Source organism: Collimonas sp. GW821-FHT02H07 (assembly GCF_059421505.1).
In genome coordinates this window covers 1-17,125 of record NZ_JBWKVC010000025.1, presented here as the reverse complement: position 1 = coordinate 17,125, position 17,125 = coordinate 1, and the positions used below count along the sequence as shown (strand labels likewise).

17 protein-coding genes are annotated in these 17,125 nt (G+C 63.2%); all 17 read left to right on the top strand.

What is annotated here, in order from left to right; all coding sequences use genetic code 11:
* Entirely contained in the window at window positions 1-270 is a 270-nt protein-coding gene (locus tag AC07V8_RS24465) for an acyl carrier protein (protein ID WP_230411571.1), read from the top strand.
* A gap of 175 nt (window positions 271-445) precedes the next feature.
* The gene (locus AC07V8_RS24460) at window positions 446-1,051 is read left to right on the top strand and encodes a COG4648 family protein (protein WP_494680896.1); all 606 of its coding nucleotides are present in this window, start codon (window positions 446-448) and stop codon (window positions 1,049-1,051) included.
* Window positions 1,044-2,810: an ApeI family dehydratase gene (locus tag AC07V8_RS24455; RefSeq protein ID WP_494680895.1), complete on the top strand. Its 1,767-nt coding sequence runs from the start codon at window positions 1,044-1,046 to the stop codon at window positions 2,808-2,810. Before AC07V8_RS24460 ends, AC07V8_RS24455 begins: the two co-directional genes overlap by 8 nt.
* Window positions 2,797-3,603, top strand: coding sequence for a glycosyltransferase family 2 protein (locus AC07V8_RS24450; protein ID WP_494680894.1), 807 nt, complete (start codon window positions 2,797-2,799; stop codon window positions 3,601-3,603). The genes AC07V8_RS24455 and AC07V8_RS24450 overlap by 14 nt, the downstream gene beginning before the upstream one ends.
* On the top strand, window positions 3,600-4,568 hold the full coding sequence (locus AC07V8_RS24445; protein WP_494680893.1) for a lysophospholipid acyltransferase family protein: 969 nt from the start codon (window positions 3,600-3,602) through the stop codon (window positions 4,566-4,568). The genes AC07V8_RS24450 and AC07V8_RS24445 overlap by 4 nt, the downstream gene beginning before the upstream one ends.
* Window positions 4,555-6,135, top strand: coding sequence for an HAL/PAL/TAL family ammonia-lyase (locus AC07V8_RS24440; RefSeq protein ID WP_494680892.1), 1,581 nt, complete (start codon window positions 4,555-4,557; stop codon window positions 6,133-6,135). Before AC07V8_RS24445 ends, AC07V8_RS24440 begins: the two co-directional genes overlap by 14 nt.
* Window positions 6,136-6,139: 4 nt before the next feature.
* Window positions 6,140-6,580 (top strand): acyl-CoA thioesterase, encoded by a 441-nt coding sequence (locus AC07V8_RS24435; protein WP_494680891.1) that lies wholly within the window; start codon window positions 6,140-6,142, stop codon window positions 6,578-6,580.
* A 44-nt stretch (window positions 6,581-6,624) separates the two neighbouring features.
* A complete protein-coding gene (locus tag AC07V8_RS24430; RefSeq protein WP_494680890.1) occupies window positions 6,625-7,215 on the top strand; it encodes an outer membrane lipoprotein carrier protein LolA in 591 nt (196 codons plus the stop codon).
* Between the two features lie 43 nt (window positions 7,216-7,258).
* A complete protein-coding gene (locus tag AC07V8_RS24425) occupies window positions 7,259-9,643 on the top strand; it encodes an MMPL family transporter (protein ID WP_494680916.1) in 2,385 nt (794 codons plus the stop codon).
* Window positions 9,643-10,875, top strand: coding sequence for an NAD(P)/FAD-dependent oxidoreductase (locus AC07V8_RS24420; protein WP_494680889.1), 1,233 nt, complete (start codon window positions 9,643-9,645; stop codon window positions 10,873-10,875). Before AC07V8_RS24425 ends, AC07V8_RS24420 begins: the two co-directional genes overlap by 1 nt.
* Entirely contained in the window at window positions 10,866-11,507 is a 642-nt protein-coding gene (locus AC07V8_RS24415; RefSeq protein WP_494680888.1) for a DUF3261 domain-containing protein, read from the top strand. Before AC07V8_RS24420 ends, AC07V8_RS24415 begins: the two co-directional genes overlap by 10 nt.
* Window positions 11,508-11,509: 2 nt before the next feature.
* Window positions 11,510-12,685, top strand: a complete 1,176-nt coding sequence (locus AC07V8_RS24410) for a beta-ketoacyl-ACP synthase (protein ID WP_494680887.1) — start codon at window positions 11,510-11,512, stop codon at window positions 12,683-12,685.
* Window positions 12,685-13,161 carry a hotdog family protein gene (locus AC07V8_RS24405; RefSeq protein ID WP_494680886.1) on the top strand — a complete coding sequence of 159 codons (477 nt, stop codon included), beginning with the start codon at window positions 12,685-12,687 and terminating at the stop codon, window positions 13,159-13,161. Before AC07V8_RS24410 ends, AC07V8_RS24405 begins: the two co-directional genes overlap by 1 nt.
* Entirely contained in the window at window positions 13,161-13,937 is a 777-nt protein-coding gene (fabG, locus tag AC07V8_RS24400; RefSeq protein ID WP_494680915.1) for a 3-oxoacyl-ACP reductase FabG, read from the top strand. The genes AC07V8_RS24405 and fabG overlap by 1 nt, the downstream gene beginning before the upstream one ends.
* Window positions 13,934-15,178 (top strand): beta-ketoacyl-ACP synthase, encoded by a 1,245-nt coding sequence (locus AC07V8_RS24395; protein ID WP_494680885.1) that lies wholly within the window; start codon window positions 13,934-13,936, stop codon window positions 15,176-15,178. The genes fabG and AC07V8_RS24395 overlap by 4 nt, the downstream gene beginning before the upstream one ends.
* An 8-nt stretch (window positions 15,179-15,186) precedes the next feature.
* Window positions 15,187-15,888 carry a 4'-phosphopantetheinyl transferase family protein gene (locus AC07V8_RS24390; RefSeq protein ID WP_494680884.1) on the top strand — a complete coding sequence of 234 codons (702 nt, stop codon included), beginning with the start codon at window positions 15,187-15,189 and terminating at the stop codon, window positions 15,886-15,888.
* Between the two features lie 146 nt (window positions 15,889-16,034).
* Window positions 16,035-17,125: type VI secretion system Vgr family protein (locus AC07V8_RS24385; RefSeq protein ID WP_494680883.1), on the top strand; the 1,091-nt coding region annotated here is incomplete at its 3' end.

Below are 17,125 nucleotides of genomic sequence, written 5' to 3'. Positions count from 1 at the left end.
ATGTTGACCAATTCGATGAGCAAGGAAGAGATCTACCTGTGGCTGGTGAATGTGCTGCATGAAATGTTCGAGATCGACAAGGACAAGGTAACGCCGCAAGCCAATCTGTATACCGATCTGGATATCGACAGCATCGATGCCGTGGATCTGGTGGTCAAGCTCAAGCAGCTGACCGGCAAGCGCCTGCAGCCGGACGTGTTCAAGGCGGTGCGCACGGTGCAGGACGTGGTCGATGCATTGGCTGCCTTGCTGGCAGAGGATGCCGGCTAAGGCACTAGTGGACTCTAACAGCCAAATCAAGAGCGCTTGCCACGTATCCGACGCGCATGGCAGCGTTGCACATGCTCGCAATAGTCCTGCTATTGCTCCGCTGTGCGCCTTGCCCTGCGCGCCGGATACGCATCCTTCACTCTCGATTCGGCTGTTACAGTCCACTAGGAATACCATGCAGAATTTCTGGCGCCTCGTGCCGACCGCTGTCAGCGTGCTGGTCACCTTGCTCTATCCGCTCGCGATCTGGCTGGGGCACGGCCATGTTGAGCCGCGCCTGCTGGCCTTGCTGCTGGTGCTGGCGGCCGCAACACGCCTGCCGACGCTGAAGATCAACCGCGCCAGCCGCTGGTGGCTGGCCGGCGCCTTGCTGCTGGCAGCGGTAGCCATCTGGAATAATGCCTTGCTGCCCTTGAAGCTGTATCCGGTGCTGGTCAATCTTGGCATGCTGGCCTTGTTCGGTTACAGCTTGTACATGCCGCCATCGATCATCGAACGCATGGCGCGCCTGAGCGATCCCGCCTTACCTGCTTATGCGGTTGCCTATACGCGCCGCGTGACGCAGGTATGGTGCGGTTTTTTTGTCCTCAACGGCGCGCTGGCGCTGGCGACCGCGCTGTGGGCTTCGGCCACGCTCTGGTCTTTGTACAACGGCGTAGTTGCCTACGTGCTGATGGGCAGCCTGTTCGCCGGCGAATATCTGGTGCGCATGCTGGTCAAGCGCCGCCATTCCAGGCTTGAAGCGCAAGCCAGCCTGCGGCAGGACGGCCAGCATGTCTGATCCGCGCAATCTGCTGACGCTGCTGAGCGAGCCCTCGGACTGCGCTGATGAACGGCCGTTTGCCTGGCGCGACGGCCGCGCGCTGAGCTGGGATTATTTTCTGGCGCAGGCCGCCGCCTGGCGCAATATGCTGGCGCGCCAGCCTGGCAGCCGCTTCGCCCTGTACTCCAGCGACAGTGCGCATTTCGCCGGCATCCTGTTTGGCGCCTGGCAGGCTGGCAAGACGGTTTATCTGCCGGGCGACGTGCTGCCCGCCACCTGCGCCAATCTGGACACGCTGGTGGACGGTTACCTCGGCGAATTCCCGCCGCAATATGCGCCATTGACAATCGCCGCCACAAGCGAGCAGCCCATAAAGCACGGCTTCAAGGCGCTGCAGCCGGATTTTCCCGGACTGGTGATCTTCACCTCCGGCAGCACCGGCGAACCGCAAGCGGTGCCGAAATTCCTCTCGCAGCTGGCTACGGAAGTGGCTACCCTCGAACAACTGTTCGGCGAACGCATCGGCGACGCCGGCATCTTCGCCACCGTCTCGCACCAGCATATATACGGCTTGCTGTTCAAGGTGCTATGGCCTGTGAGTCAGCGGCGCGCGATACATGCGCAGCAGATCAATTACTTGGAAGAGCTGCAGCCGGCTGGCGGTCCATTTGCCCTGATTTCCAGCCCGGCCCATCTAAAGCGGCTGCCGGCCGAGCTGGCTTCCGCGCAGAACGCTTCGTCGCTGGCGGCCATGCGCGCCATCTTTTCCTCCGGCGGCCCGCTGCCGCCGGACGTGGCGGCCGAAGCTGGGCGTTTGCTGGGATCTGTCCCGATTGAAGTGTATGGCAGTTCGGAAACCGGTGGCGTCGCCTGGCGCCAGCGCAGCAGCGACGATGACAGCTGGCAGGTCATGCCGGCGATTGCATGGCGCGTAGCGGCCGGCCAGGAACTGCTGGAAATCCGTTCGCCGCATCTGCCGGACACTGAATGGTATGCAATGGCCGACCAGGTGCAAGCGCTCGACCAGCGGCGCTTCCGCCTGCAGGGAAGAGTGGACCGGATTGTCAAAGTCGAAGAAAAGCGCATTTCCCTGGATGCGCTGGAACGCCAGCTCAAAGCGCAGGCCGCGGTGGCCGATGCCAAAGTCCTGCTGCTGGATCAGTCGCCATCCCAGCCCCGCCAGCGGATTGCCGCTTTCGTGGTGCTGTCCGCGCTTGGCGGTCAGATTCTGGCGGCGCAAGGCAAGCTGGCCTTGAACCGCCAGCTGCGCGACGGCATGGCGCACGCGGTCGAGCCGGTGGCGCTGCCGCGCAGCTGGCGCTATCTGGAAGCCTTGCCGCTCAATGCGCAGGGCAAGACCACCCGCGCCGATTTGTTGGCGCTGTTTGAGTCGCCAGAAGCGCCGGCGGCGATCAAGCGGCCCGTCTTGCCGGCTATGCGCCTGCTGGAGCAGGAGCCGCTCAGAGTGTTGCTGGAGCTGGCGGTGCCGGCCGATCTCCTGTACTTCGACGGCCATTTCGCCGAAGCGCCGATTCTGCCTGGCGTGGTGCAGGTCGACTGGGCCGTCAGCTACGGCCGCGAATACTTTGCACTGGCGCCGCAATTCCTCGGCATGCAGGCGCTGAAGTTCCAGCGCGTGATCACGCCTGGCATGGTGGTGCAGCTGGAGCTGCAGCACGATCTGCAAAAAAACAGCTTGTCATTCCGCATGTTCTCTGCCGCCGGCCAGCATGCCGGCGGCCGTATCGCTTTTGGAGGCGCCCATGTCTCGGGCTGAATATCTTGCTGAACCCGGTATCGGGGCCGATCCGGGGCAATTCACGCCGTGCGCAGTGATCCCGGTATACAACCACGAACAAGCCATCGGCGCGGTAGTGGCCGCGGTGCTGGCCCATGACTTGCCGTGCGTGCTGGTGGACGATGCCAGTTCGGCGTCATGCGCCGCGGTGCTCGATGCGCTGGCCGGCGCCGATCCGCAGCGCATCACCTTGCTGCGCCATGCCGTCAACCGCGGCAAGGGCGGGGCGGTATTGACCGGCGTCCAGCATGCCGCCGCCGCCGGCTTCAGCCACGCGCTGCAAATCGATGCCGACGGCCAGCATTGCACCGACGACATCCCGCGTTTCCTGCAGCATGCCGCCGCCGCGCCGCACAGCCTGATCGCCGGCTGTCCGCAATACGACGACAGCGTGCCCACCGTACGCTTGTATGCCCGCTATCTGACCCATGTATGGGTCTGGATCAATACGCTGTCGCTGGATATCAAGGATTCGATGTGCGGTTTCCGTGTCTATCCCTTGCCGTCCCTGATCCGCCTGGCGCAGCGCAGGCAGCTGGGCGAACGCATGAATTTCGATATCGAAGTGCTGGTGCGCTTGTACTGGGACGGCGTTGCCATCGTCAATCTGCCGACCCGGGTTGCCTATCCGCTGGACGGCGTCTCGCATTTCCGCGCCGGCCTCGACAATCTCCTGATCTCGCGCCTGCATGCGACGCTGTTCTTCGGCATGCTGTGGCGCGCACCGCGTTTGCTGGCGCGCCGCCTGCTGCCCAGGCGAGGTGTGGCATGAGCACGCAGCAAGCGCAGCAGCACTGGGCGCAGATCAATGAAGCCAGCTTTGTCGGCGGCATGCGGTTGCTGTTCTGGGTTTACCGCATTGCCGGCCGCTGGCCTTTCCGCATGGCCTTGTATCCGGTGCTGGGATGGTATTTGCTGAGCAAGCCGGCGGCGCGGCATGCCTCCATGAGTTATTTGCAGCGTTTGTGCGCCTTCGATCCGGCGGTCGGCAGGATCAACCGGATCCGGCCGGGCCTGCGCGGCGTGTTCCAGCATTTCGCTTCCTTTGCTGAAAACATCCTCGACAAGATGCTGCTCTGGGGCGGCCTGTTCAAGACTGCCGAGGTCGTTTCATTCGGCCGCGAACGGATGCTGGAGAACATACAGGCGCAGCGCGGCGGCCTGCTGATCTGTGCGCACCTGGGCAACCTGGAGTTGTGCCGGGTGCTGTCCAGGCAGCGGCAGGCGCTGCGGATCACCGTGCTGGTGCATACCAAGCATGCGCAGGCGTTCAACCGCCTGCTGGCAAAACTCGATCCGGACAGCCAGCTTAACTTGATGCAGGTCAGCGAGATGACACCGGCTACCGCCATGATCCTGGCGGAAAAAGTCGGGCGCGGCGAATTCGTCGCCATCGCCGGCGATCGCATTCCGGTGTCGGCCGCGCCGCGGGTGGCGCGCGCCTCCTTCCTCGGTAAAACCGCAGCCTTTCCGGTCGGCCCCTATGTGCTGGCCAGCCTGCTGCAATGCCCGGTCTATCTGCTGTTTTCGATGACCAAGAACGGCCATTCCGAATGCCATTTCGAATTGTTCCGGGAAGCCATCCGGCTGCCGCGCAAGGAGCGCGACATGGTCCTCAATGAACTGGCGGCCGCGTACGCGGCAAGGCTGGAGCACTTTTGCCTGAGAGCTCCGCTGCAATGGTTCAACTTCTACGACTTCTGGCAATTATCTGGATATAAAGATGCATCTCGCTGAACTGAAAGATCTCCCTTTGCCGGCCGCAGCGGACGAACGCCGCGCCATCTGTTTCGACCAGGGACGCCTGACGATTGAAGATATCGTCGCCATCGCCGCGGGCGAGGCGCAGGTGACTCTGTCCGAGGCGCCGGCGTTCCGTGCCGCGATTACCCGCGGCGCCGATTTCCTGGACCGCTTGTTGCGCGAAGACGGCACCATCTACGGCGTCACCACCGGTTACGGCGATTCCTGCACCGTCAACGTGCCGGCCGAACTGATTCCGGAGCTGCCGCATCACCTGTACACCTACCACGGCTGCGGCCTGGGCGAGCTGTTCAGCCCGCCGCAGACGCGCGCCATCATGGCCGCGCGGCTGGCATCGCTCAGCAAAGGCTATTCCGGCGTCAGCGTCGGCTTGCTGGAGCAGATCACGCGTCTGCTGAAAGAGGACTTGCTGCCGCTGATCCCATCCGAAGGCTCGGTCGGCGCCAGCGGCGACCTCACGCCCTTGTCCTACCTGGCCGCCGTGCTGTGCGGCGAGCGCGAAGTCTGGCGCGACGGCGCCAAGGTGCCTGCCGCCGAAGCCCTGGCCGCGGCCGGCATCACGCCGCTGCGTCTGCGGCCGAAAGAAGGGCTGGCGATCATGAACGGCACCGCCGTCATGACCGCCCTGGCTTGCCTGGCTTACGATCGCGCCGCATACCTGGTGCTTATCGCCACCCGCATCACCGCCATGGCCAGCTTTGCGCTGGATGGCAATGCCCATCATTTCGATGAAACGCTGTTTGCGGTCAAGCCGCACGCTGGCCAGCAGCGGGTGGCCGCCTGGCTGCGCCAGGATCTGCCGACCAGCGATGCCCCGCGCAACCAGAAGCGCCTGCAGGACCGCTATTCGATCCGCTGCGCGCCGCATGTGATCGGCGTGCTGGCGGATGCCTTGCCGTGGATGCGCGAATCGATTGAAAACGAACTCAACAGCGCCAACGACAATCCCATCATCGATGGCGAAAACGAACGCGTGCTGCACGGCGGCCATTTCTACGGCGGCCATATCGCCTTCGCCATGGACAGCATGAAGAATGCGGTCGCCAATATCGCCGACCTGCTGGACCGGCAGATGGCCTTGCTGGTCGACAGCCGCTACAACCATGGCTTGCCGGCCAATCTGTCCGGCGCGGAAGGGCCGCGCGCCAGCATCAACCATGGCTTGAAAGCGCTGCAGATCAGCGCGTCTGCCTGGACCGCCGAAGCGCTCAAGCAAACCATGCCGGCTTCGGTGTTTTCCCGTTCCACCGAATGCCACAACCAGGACAAGGTCAGCATGGGCACCATCGCCGCCCGCGATTGCCTGCGCGTGCTGCAATTGACCGAGCAGGTGGTGGCAGCCTTGCTGATCAGCGTGCGCCAGGGCGTCTGGCTGCGCAGCCGCCAGGATGGCGCGGCCCAGCCGCAACACAAGCTGCAGCAGATGATGGAGTTGCTGGCTGTGGATGTCGACGTGATCCGGGAAGACCGCATGCTGGAACCCGATCTGCGCCGCTTGCTGGAACGCTTGCGCCTGCAGCACTGGCAGCTGTACGAGTAAGAACATGACGATACGCAACGACAAACCGCGCAGCCGCTGGTCGGCCGAAGTGGAATTGCAGGTGCAGTTCTACGATCTCGATCCGATGGAAGTCGTCTGGCACGGCAACTACGTCAAGTATCTGGAAGTGGCCCGTTGCGCGCTGCTCGATACGATCGCTTACAACTATCCGCAAATGCAGGCGTCCGGCTACATCTGGCCGATCATCGACCTGCATCTGCGTTACGCCCACCCGGCGACCTTCGGTCAGCGCATCAAGGTCAGCGCCGCCATCATCGAATGGGAAAACCGCCTGCGGATCGAGTATGTGATCAGCGACAGCGCCAGTGGCCAGCGCCTGAGCCGCGGCACCACCACCCAGGTGGCGGTGGATATGGCAACCCGCGAAATGTGCTTTGCCTCGCCGCCGGTGTTATTTCAAAAACTAGGAATCGAACCAGCATGAAAGTAAACAGCGCAAACAACGTAAGCAGCGCACGCAACATTCTCATGGCCGTCCTGTTAGCTGCTTCGGCGTGCTCCGCATATGCCGCCGCTCCGGTCGACAAAATCCAGGCGATGCTGGCGCGGCCGCCGGTCCTGTGCGGCCGTTTCGATCAAAGCAAGCAGCTGGTCGGCATCAAGAAGCCGCTGCTGTCCAACGGCCGTTTCTGCGTGGTGAACGGCAAGGGCGTCTTGTGGCGCACCTTGCAGCCGTTTCCCAATACGCTGCGGCTGAAGCGCGACGAAATCGTGCAGATGCAGGGCGACCGCGTCGCCATGCGCATGGACGCCAAGCAGGAGCCGGTGGTGAAGATGATCAACGGCGTGCTGTTTTCATTGCTGGCCGGCGATCTGAGTCAGCTGGAAACCCTGTTTGAACTGGATGGCAGCGTCACCGGCAATAGCTGGAACGTGGCCTTGAAAGCACGCCAGCCGGCGCTGGCCAAGGCGATCGGCACGCTGGCGTTGAGCGGCGGCGCCTATGTGAAGACGGTCACCATCAATGAAGCCAGCGGCGACCGCACTGAAATCAGCTTTTCCGGCCTGCAAAGCGGCAGCAGCGCCATGACAGCGGAAGAAGGGGCGGCGCTTGAGTAATCCCGCCACAGAGGCGAAGCCGGCATACAGGTGGTCCAGACGGCTGGCGCTGATTTTTGCGTTGCCCTGGGCGCTGGCGGTGGCCTTGCTGCTGGCGCATAACGCCTATCTGTGGCTGGGCAAGGGCGTGGTGCCGGATACCGATATCATGGCGCTACTGCCGGTACAGCAGCGCGATCCGGTCTTGCAGCAAGCTTTCACGCATATGGTCGACGCTGCCCAGCAGCGCGTCATCGTGCTGGTCGGCGCCGATGACTGGGAACATGCCCGTACCGCCGCCGATGCCTACAACGCGGTGCTGGCCAAGCATGCCGCTTTGCTGCAAACCGGCATGCAGTTGTCGGAGCAAAGCCAGCAGGACTGGCTTGCGCCGTCGCAGCAGATGCGGCTCAGCCTGCTGACGCCGGCGCAGCAGGCCGCGCTGCGCCAGCAGCCCTCCAAGTATTGGGCCGACACCGCATTGCAGCAGCTGTACAGCCCGTTTTCCGGCCCCAAGCTGGGCGCCTGGCAAGACGATCCCTTCGGCTTGTTCAGCGGCTGGGTGCAGGCGCGCGCGCAGGAAACCCCGGTGCGCCCGCGCGACGGCTATCTGTTCGTGGAAGATAAAGGCCGTCCCTATATTGTGCTGTTGATGACCTTGCGCCAGCCTGCGTTTTCGATGGCCACCCAGCGCGCCATCTTGCCCTTGCTGGAGCAGGCCGGCGCCGCCGCGCGCCAGGCGGTGCCATCGGTGGAACTGGTCAGCGCCGGCGTGGTGCTGCATGCGGGCGCCGGCAGCGCCCAGGCCAGCGATGAAATGTCGACTATCGGCATCGGCTCGCTGCTCGGAATCATCCTGCTGATGTGGCTGACTTTCCGCTCGCTGCGGCCGATAGTCCTGATCATGCTGTCGATCGCGGTCGGCTGCCTGGCCGCGTTTTCCCTGTGCTGGCTGATCTTTGGGCAAGTGCACTTGCTGACGCTGGTGTTCGGCGCCAGCCTGATCGGCGTGGCGCAGGATTATGGCATCTACTTTTTGTGCAGCAGAACGGCGGCCGATCGCAAGCTCGATTCCTGGCGGCTGCTGCGGCGCCTGATGCCGGGCCTGCTGCTGACGCTGGCTGCCGCTGTGATCGGCTATGTCGGCCTGGCGCTGACGCCGTTTCCCGGCTTGCGGCAGATGGCGCTGTTTTCCGTGATCGGCTTGCTATTCGCCTGGCTCACCGTGGTTTTCTGGTTTCCGGCGCTGGTGAGCGCCTCGACGCTGAACGGTTCCAGCTTTGCCGCCTGGTTCGGCCAGACGCGCCGCCATTGGCCCTTGCTGCAATGGAACCGGGCGACCTTGCTGGCGGCTCTGTTGTTCGCTGCATTTGCATTCGGCGGCATAGCGCGCCTGAAAGTGAACGACGATATCCGCTCATTGCAGACACCGCCCAAGGCGCTGCTGGCGGACCAGATCAAGCTCGGCAAGCTGCTCGATGCGCCCACCCCGGTGCAGTTCTACCTGGTGCGCGGCGCCAGTGCGGAGCAGGTATTGCAGCGCGAGGAAGTCCTCAAGCAGAAACTCGAACCGCTGGTCGCCGGCCGCATCATCAGCGGCTATCAGGCCATGTCTAACTGGACGCCTTCGATGCAGGCGCAGCAAGCCAACCGCAGCCTGGTGACGCAAGCGCTGCTGGCGCCGGACGGTCCCTTGAAGGCGCTGGCGGCGCAGCTGGGCGAGGACGACAGCTGGATCAGGCAGATGCGCGAACGCGCGCTGAGCGGCGCCGCCAGCGCCAACGGCGGCCAGGCGCTGACCCCGGAAGCGTTCCTGAAAACCGCGGCCAGCGAACCGTCGCGCCATCTCTGGCTGGGCCAGGTGGACAGCCCTCAGGGCAGCGTCTACGCCAGCATCGTCGCTTTGCGCGGCGTCAGCAACTACGCCAATCTGCCGCTGCTGAAACAGGCTGGCGAACAGCTCGACGGCGTGCAGTGGGTCGACAAGGTCAGTGAAATATCCTCGGTGCTGGGGCACTACCGGCAATACATGGGCTGGGTCTTGCTCGGCGCCTATGCCGCGATCTTTCTGCTGCTGTTTTCACGCTACCGCTTTGCCGCCTGGCGCGTGCTGGCGCCGCCGGCCGTGGCCAGCATCGCCACCCTGGCTTTGCTGGGCGTCATCGGCCAGCCCTTGCAGTTGTTCCATGTGCTGGCGCTGATGCTGATTCTCGGCCTGGGCGTCGACTACGGCATTTTCCTGCAGGAACAAAGCATGCAGCGTGATCGCTTCGCCTGGCTGACGGTAGGCTTGTCGGCCGCCAGCGCCTTGCTGTCGTTCGGCTTGCTGGCGCTGTCGGGAACGCCGCCGCTGCATGCTTTCGGATTTACGATGTTGATCGGGATTGCGGTTGTCTGGATGATCGCACCATGTTTTAGCCAAGATTCACCAAGGGAAGAAAAACAATAATGCATACAAGAGTTGAGCAATGTGATGTTCTGGTCATCGGCGCAGGTCCAGCCGGAGCGGTGGCGGCGGCCTTGCTGTTGAAGCAGGGGCGCCAGGTCCTGGTGCTGGAGCGCGAACAGTTCCCGCGTTTCAGCATCGGCGAAAGCCTGCTGCCGCAAAGCATGGAGTACCTGGAACAAGCCGGCATGCTGAAGGCCGTGGTGGAAGCCGGCTTCCAGTACAAGAACGGCGCCGCCTTTGTCCGCGGCGAGCGCTATACCGACTTCGATTTCCGCGACAAGCACTCAGCCGGCTGGGGCACTACCTATCAGGTGCAGCGCGCCCATTTCGACCAGGTGCTGGCGAATGAGGCTGAACGCCAGGGCGCCGAAGTGCGTTACCAGCACACCGTCACTGCATTCGATCAAGAAGGAGCGAAGCCGCGCGTCACCGTGCGTCACGCCGACGGCAGCGAATACATCGTGGAAGCAGGCTTTGTGCTGGACGCCAGCGGTTTTGGCCGTGTCTTGCCGAAGCTGCTGCAACTGGAAACGCCGTCGAATTTTCCGGTGCGCGGCGCGATTTTCACGCATATCGAGGACGGCGTCGCCGCCGGCGGATTCGACCGCAACAAGATCCGCATCACGGTCCATCCGGAGCATTGCAATGTCTGGTACTGGCTGATTCCGTTTGCCGGCGGCCGCTGTTCTATCGGCGTGGTGGCGGAAACCAAGTTCCTGGAGCAGTTCAAGGGCAGCGAAACCGAGCGCCTGCAGGAACTGGTGATGCAGGACCCGGCCTCGCGCGCGCTGCTGAAAAATGCGCGCTGGGATACGCCGGCGCGCCAGATCGTCGGCTACTCGGCCAACGTCAAGTCCCTGTGGGGCAAAGGCTATGCCTTGCTGGGCAATGCCGGCGAGTTCCTCGATCCGGTGTTTTCTTCCGGCGTGACGATTGCCGTCAAGTCGGCCAGCCTGGCCGCCGCAGCCTTGCAGCGCCAGTTTGCCGGCGAAGCCGTCGATTGGGAGAAAGAATATGCAATACCCTTGAAAAAGGGCGTGGACGCTTTCCGCACTTTTGTCGAATCCTGGTATTCCGGTGGCTTCCAGAAAGTGATCTTTTATGAAGGTCAGCAGCCGGAGGTGCGCCGCATGATCGCCGCCATCCTGGCCGGCTATGCCTGGGACGAGAGCAATCCGTATGTCAAGGAGAGCAAGCGTCGCCTCAATACGCTGGAGGAAATATGCAGCTAGGCTGCTTTCAGCTTGCCGGCCGGCGCTGGCTCGGCTTGTCGTTGAGCGCGCTGCTGCTGGCTGCCTGCACGACGCAGCCGGCCAGCCAGGCGCTGGCTCCAGCCCGGCTTGGGCTGAAGCTGGCGCCGGCGACGCTGGGCGCCAATATCAGCCTGCAGCAGCATCTGACGGTGGAGCGCAATGGCCGCACCGACCAGCTGGATGCTGCGCTGGAGATCGACCAGCAGCAATTCAATATGGTCGGACTGGCTTTCGGCCAGCGCGTCCTGACCCTGCATTATGATGGCGAGGCCTTGCAATCCTGGCGTCATCCGATGCTGCCGTCCCAGGTACGGGCGGAGGATGTGCTGGAAGACACTCAGCTGACCTTGTGGCCGCTGGCGGCAATCCGTTCGGCGCTGCCGGCAGGCTGGGACATCCAGCAGCAAGGTTTGACGCGCACCTTGTCGCTGCAGGGTGAGCCGGTAATGATCATCAACTACAGTTCGGACAGCAAGACGGCGCCCTGGAGCGGCAAGATGGAATTGAACAATCTGCGTTACCACTATCGCCTGACGATCGATTCGGTCAGCGATGCCGCCGACGATGTGCCGGCCAGTCCGGTAACTAACGTAGCGCCCGCGGCGCCTTAGACATGGTTTATCTCAATCAACTCGGCATGATCTGTGCGCTCGGCGATACCCACGCCGGGATCAGCGGCCGCCTGTTCGCCGGTGACAGCGGCGTCGCCACGACGCGCCGTCATTCGCCGGAGCGGGAGCTGGCGCTGGGTTGCGTGGACGCCGTCCTGCCTGACATCGAGAGCCTGCCTCTGCATCACCGCAGCCGCAATAACCAGCTGGCGCTGGCCGCGCTGGCGCAGATCCGGCCGCAGGTCGACGCCGCCATACAACGCTTCGGCGCGCACCGGGTGGCGATCGTGCTCGGCACCAGTACTTCGGGCATCGCCCAGACCGAGGCGGCTTTTCGCTATTGCCGGGCAAACGGCGGCTTTCCTGCGGATTTCAGCTATGCGCAGCAGGAAATGGCGTCGCCGGCAGCCATGCTGGCCGCCGAACTGGGCGTCAGCGGCCCGGCCTATGTGCATTCCAGCGCCTGCGCATCGAGCAGCAAGGCAATGGCGAGCGCAGCCCGCCTGCTGAACATGGGGATCTGCGACGCCGTGCTGAGCGGCGGCGTCGATTCGCTGTGCGCGTTCACCGTGGCCGGCTTTGCCGCGCTGGAATCGGTCAGCGTCGCCCGCTGCAATCCTTTCAGCGCCAATCGCAACGGCATCAATATCGGCGAGGGCGCCGCACTGTTCCTGATGACCAAGGCAGAGGCGACGGTCAGCCTGCGCGGCTGGGGCGAGTCTTCCGACGGCTATCATATTTCTGCGCCCGATCCGTCCGGCAACGGCGCCAGGAGCGCCATCGAACAGGCGCTGGCGCGCGCCGGCCTGGCGCCGGCGCAATGCGACTACATCAACTTGCATGGCACGGCGACGATGCAGAACGATGCCATGGAAGGGCGCGTGATCGCCGCCTTGTTCGGCGACCAGGTAGCGCTCAGTTCGACCAAGCCGTTCACCGGCCATGCCTTGGGCGCCGCCGGCGCGGTGGAGGCGGGCTTGTGCTGGCTGGCGATGCAGGACAGCAATCCGCAGGGCTGCCTGCCGCCGCATTTGTGGGACGGCACGGCCGACGCGCAACTGCCGCAGCTCAATCTGCAACCGCTGGGGGCGAGGCTGGGCCGGCCCGTGCGCTGGGCCCTGAGCAACTCCTTTGCCTTTGGCGGCGCCAATGCCAGCCTGTTGCTGGGACGCGAATGATGAGCGAACCGATAGCCTTTGAAAACCTGGATATCCGCAGCCTGCTGCCGCATTCCGGCACGATGGTGTTGCTGGATCGCCTGCTGCACGCCGGTGCCGAAGAGTTGCTGGCCGAGGTGACGATCCGCGCCGACAGCCTGTTTTGCCGGCAGCACGGCGTGCCGGCCTGGGTCGGCGTCGAGTACATGGCGCAGGCGATCGCCGCCTATGCCGGCTATACCGCCCGCCAGCGCGGCGAGCAAGTCAAGATCGGCTTCCTGCTTGGCACCCGGCGCTACGAAGCCGCCTGCGCCGAGTTTGCCATCGGCAGCGTATTGCAGGTGCAGGTGCACAGGCTGCTGCAGGCGGACAACGGCATCGGCTCGTTCGAATGCCATATCCGGGCCAGTACCAGTACGCAGCAGCTGGCGAGCGCCACGATTACCGTATTCCAGCCGGTTGATGCGGCTGTTTTTCTAGAAGGAAGTACTGAATGATGTCGGATGTGAATATTGCCGCAGGTCCGGCTGCGGCCCCGCTTGCCGGGCTGAGTAAAACCGTGCTGGTGACCGGTTCCAGCCGCGGCATCGGCAAGGCCATCGCTTTGCGGCTGGCGCGCGACGGCTACGATGTCGTCTTGCATTGCCATCAGCAGCGCGCAGCCGCCGATGCGGTGGCGCAGACGGTGCGCGAGCTGGGCGTGCAGGCGCGCGTATTGCAGTTCGATATCGGCGATCGCCAGGCCACGGCGGATATCCTGCTGGCCGACATCGAGCAGCACGGTTGTTATTACGGCGTGGTGTGCAATGCCGGCGTGGCGCGCGACAATGCGTTCCCGGCGATGCCGGGCGAGGACTGGGACCTGGTGCTGAAGACCAACCTGGACGGCTTCTACAACGTGCTCAACCCGCTGGTGATGCCGCTGGTGCAGCGCCGCGCGGCAGGCCGCATCGTGACGCTGGCTTCGGTGTCCGGAATGATCGGCAATCGCGGGCAGGTCAACTACAGCGCCGCCAAAGCCGGCATTATCGGCGCCACCAAGGCGCTGGCGATCGAACTGGCCAAGCGCAACATTACGGTCAATTGCGTGGCGCCGGGGCTGATAGAAACCGACATGATCGATGACGTGCCGCTGGACGAAGCGCTCAAGATGATCCCCGCGCGCCGGGTCGGCAAGCCGGAGGAAGTGGCGGCGGCCGTGGCTTTCCTGCTGCATCCGGATGCAGCCTATATCACGCGCCAGGTCATTTCGGTGAACGGAGGCATGGCATGACGCATGTTTCAACAGCGCGCCGGGTGGTGGTGACTGGCATGGCCGGCATCAGCCCGATCGGCAATGACTGGAACGCCATCCGCGCCCATCTCGGCAGCTATCGCAACGCCGTCGTGCGCATGCATGAATGGGCCGACTACGATGGTTTGAACACCCAGCTGGGAGCGCCTGCCGCCGAGTTTTCTCTGTCGGAGCGCTATAACCGCAAGACCACCCGCAGCATGGGCCGGGTGGCGCTGATGGCTACCCGCGCCAGCGAGCTGGCCTTGGCTGATGCCGGCCTGATCGACGATCCCTTGCTGAAAAGCGGCGTCTGCGGCGTCGCCTACGGTTCGTCCGCCGGCACGCCGGCGGCGATCGGCGATTTCGGCCGGATGATGGAAGAGCGCAGCACGCGCGGCATCAACGCCACTACTTATATCAAGATGATGGCGCATACGGCGCCAGTCAATATCGGCGTGTTTTTCGGCATCACCGGCCGCGTCATCACTACTTCCAGCGCCTGCACTTCCGGCAGCCAGGGCATCGGCTATGCTTACGAAGCGATCCGCGGCGGCCGCCAGCAAGTGATGGTAGCCGGCGGCGCCGAGGAATTGTGCGCTACCGAAGCCGCGGTATTCGACACCTTGTTTGCCACCAGCATCCGCAACGATACGCCGGCCATGACGCCGAGCCCGTTCGACCGCAGCCGCGACGGCCTGGTGATCGGCGAGGGCGCGGGGACGCTGATCCTGGAAGACTTCGAACACGCGCGCGCCAGAGGCGCCAGGATGTATGCCGAAATCGTCGGCTTCGGCACCAATAGCGACGGCTGCCACGTCACTCATCCGAACGCCGACACCATGCAGATTGCGATGACGCTGGCGCTGGCGGATGCCGGCTTGCCGGCCTCGGCCATCGGCTATATCAATGCCCACGGCACCGGCACCGAGCAGGGCGATATCGCCGAATCGCACGCCACCGCCGCCGTGTTTGCGCGCAATACCGCCATCAGTTCGCTGAAGAGCTACACCGGCCACACGCTGGGCGCCTGCGGCGCGCTGGAAGCCTGGGTCAGCATCGAGATGATGCGCAGCGGCTGGTTCGCGCCGACCATCAATTTGAAGCAGCTCGATCCGCTGTGCGCCGAGCTCGACTACATTGTCGACCAGGGCCGCGCGCTGCAATGCGAGTATGTGATGTCGAACAATTTTGCGTTTGGCGGCATCAACACTTCGCTGATTTTCAAACGCTTGGATTGAGGCCTGCCGTGCGATCCGCCGTCATCTGGCTGCTCGATGCGAATGCATTGGCTGACGATGACTGCGAGCGTATGCTGGCCTGCCTGAGCGAGCCTGAACTGCTGCGCTACCGGCGTTTTCTGCGGCCGCTGCGCCAGCGCGAATTCCTGCTGGGGCGGGTCCTGCTGCGCTTTGCGGTCGCACAGCTGGCCGGCATCGCATTCGAGGCGATCGAGCTCATCGAACGCCAAGGCAAGGCGCCGCAGTTGCGGTTGCCGGCCGCTTGCCCGTTGACGCCGCAGTTCAGCTTATCGCACAGCCGCGGCTGGGTCGCCTGTGCGACCAGCGCCGATACGGCTGTCGGCATCGATATGGAAGCGCTGGACGGCGGGCGCGATGTTGAAGCGCTTGCCGGCAGCGCTTTTTCCTCTGCGGAGAGCCACTGGTTATCCGGGCGTCCTGATGCCGAAAGGGTGGAGGCGTTTTATGCTCTGTGGAGCGCCAAGGAAGCGCTGTATAAGCTGATGTCGAATCAGAGCGAGGATGGCGTATCGCCCGAGCTTGTAGCTGGCGGCCTGCGCTTGCAGTCAGGACCTGGCTGGCATGCGCGGAACTGGTCGCAGCATGGTTTCGCGATTTCCCTTTGCAGCCGCGAGGAACTGGCTGCGGTCGAACAGATTCGTCTGCACGGCGCTGTGCCTGGTGCGTGGCGTCAGCAATTGATCGCTTAAAGATCAGCAAATCACATACAAGACCTGTTCCAAGCTGTTGCATTGTGTCCGGTGTTGAAACATAGCAATCCCTATTTTGCAGAAGTTTGTTAAAATCACATTGTTTATTTCCCCTGTGAAATATTGTGCTGCCATAGGAATACCGCATGAGCAATAACGTCATCCAGACTTTGCAAAGCCTTATCAACGGCCGCCAGAACAAGCGCATCCTCCGTCTCTCCTTCTCCCACGACGACGGCCCGCACGCCCAGCTGCTGGTGAACAAGCTCGATGCCGTCGAAAGCCTGTCGCGCGATTTTGACTACACCGTGGAATTGCTCTCCGATGACGCCGGGCTGGCCCTGAAGGATCTGCAAGGCAAGCTGTTCTGCGTAGAATTAGTGAGAGCCGACGGCAGCCTGCGTTACTTCTCCGGCTACTGCTTCGAATTCCGTCTCTTGCGTACCGACGGGAATATCACCTTTTATCAAGCCAAGCTGGGACCCTGGATCCAATACCTGCGCCTGCGCAAGGACAACTACATCTTCCACGGCAAGACTCTGCGCGAACAGATCGACAGTATCTGCGCCGACTACGGCACATTGCCCGATTGGGACTACCGCGTCAGCGGCGAAGACCCGGTCATGACGGACGCCATCCAGTTCGACGAAAGCGACCATAACTACATCCATCGCCGGCTGGAAGCCGCCGGCTTGCTGTACTACTACGAACACACGGACAAAGGCCACAAGCTCATCATCACCGATGACTCGACCCAGGCCGTTCCCATCGACGGCGGCGCAGAAATCCGCTTCCAGCGCCATGGCGGCGCGTTTGAGGAAGACGGTATCGGCGAGTTTTCTCCGGTGCGGCAGATCGTGCCCGGTTCGGTGTCGCTGTCCGGTTTCAACTTCAAGAGCCCGGTGCCGATCAATGCCGGCGTGCCGACCCTGAACAAGCAGGGCAATGTGCTCGATGTCGAATCCTATGAATATGCCGGCGCCTACGGCGTCAAGGGCGCCCAGGATGCCGATAAACTGTCGCGGTTGCGCATGGAAGAGATCGAAGCCGCCGGCAAGCACTTTGAAGCGGCGGGCAACAACCGCTACGTGCTGCCAGGACGCTGGTACCGCCTCACCGGCCATTTCTCTTCCAGCCCGTTTGCCAGCCATGAAGAAGCGGGCAAGAATGAATTCCTGATCATTGCCGTCCACCACATCGCCAGCAACAACTATCTGCAGCAAGCAGATCAAAAGGC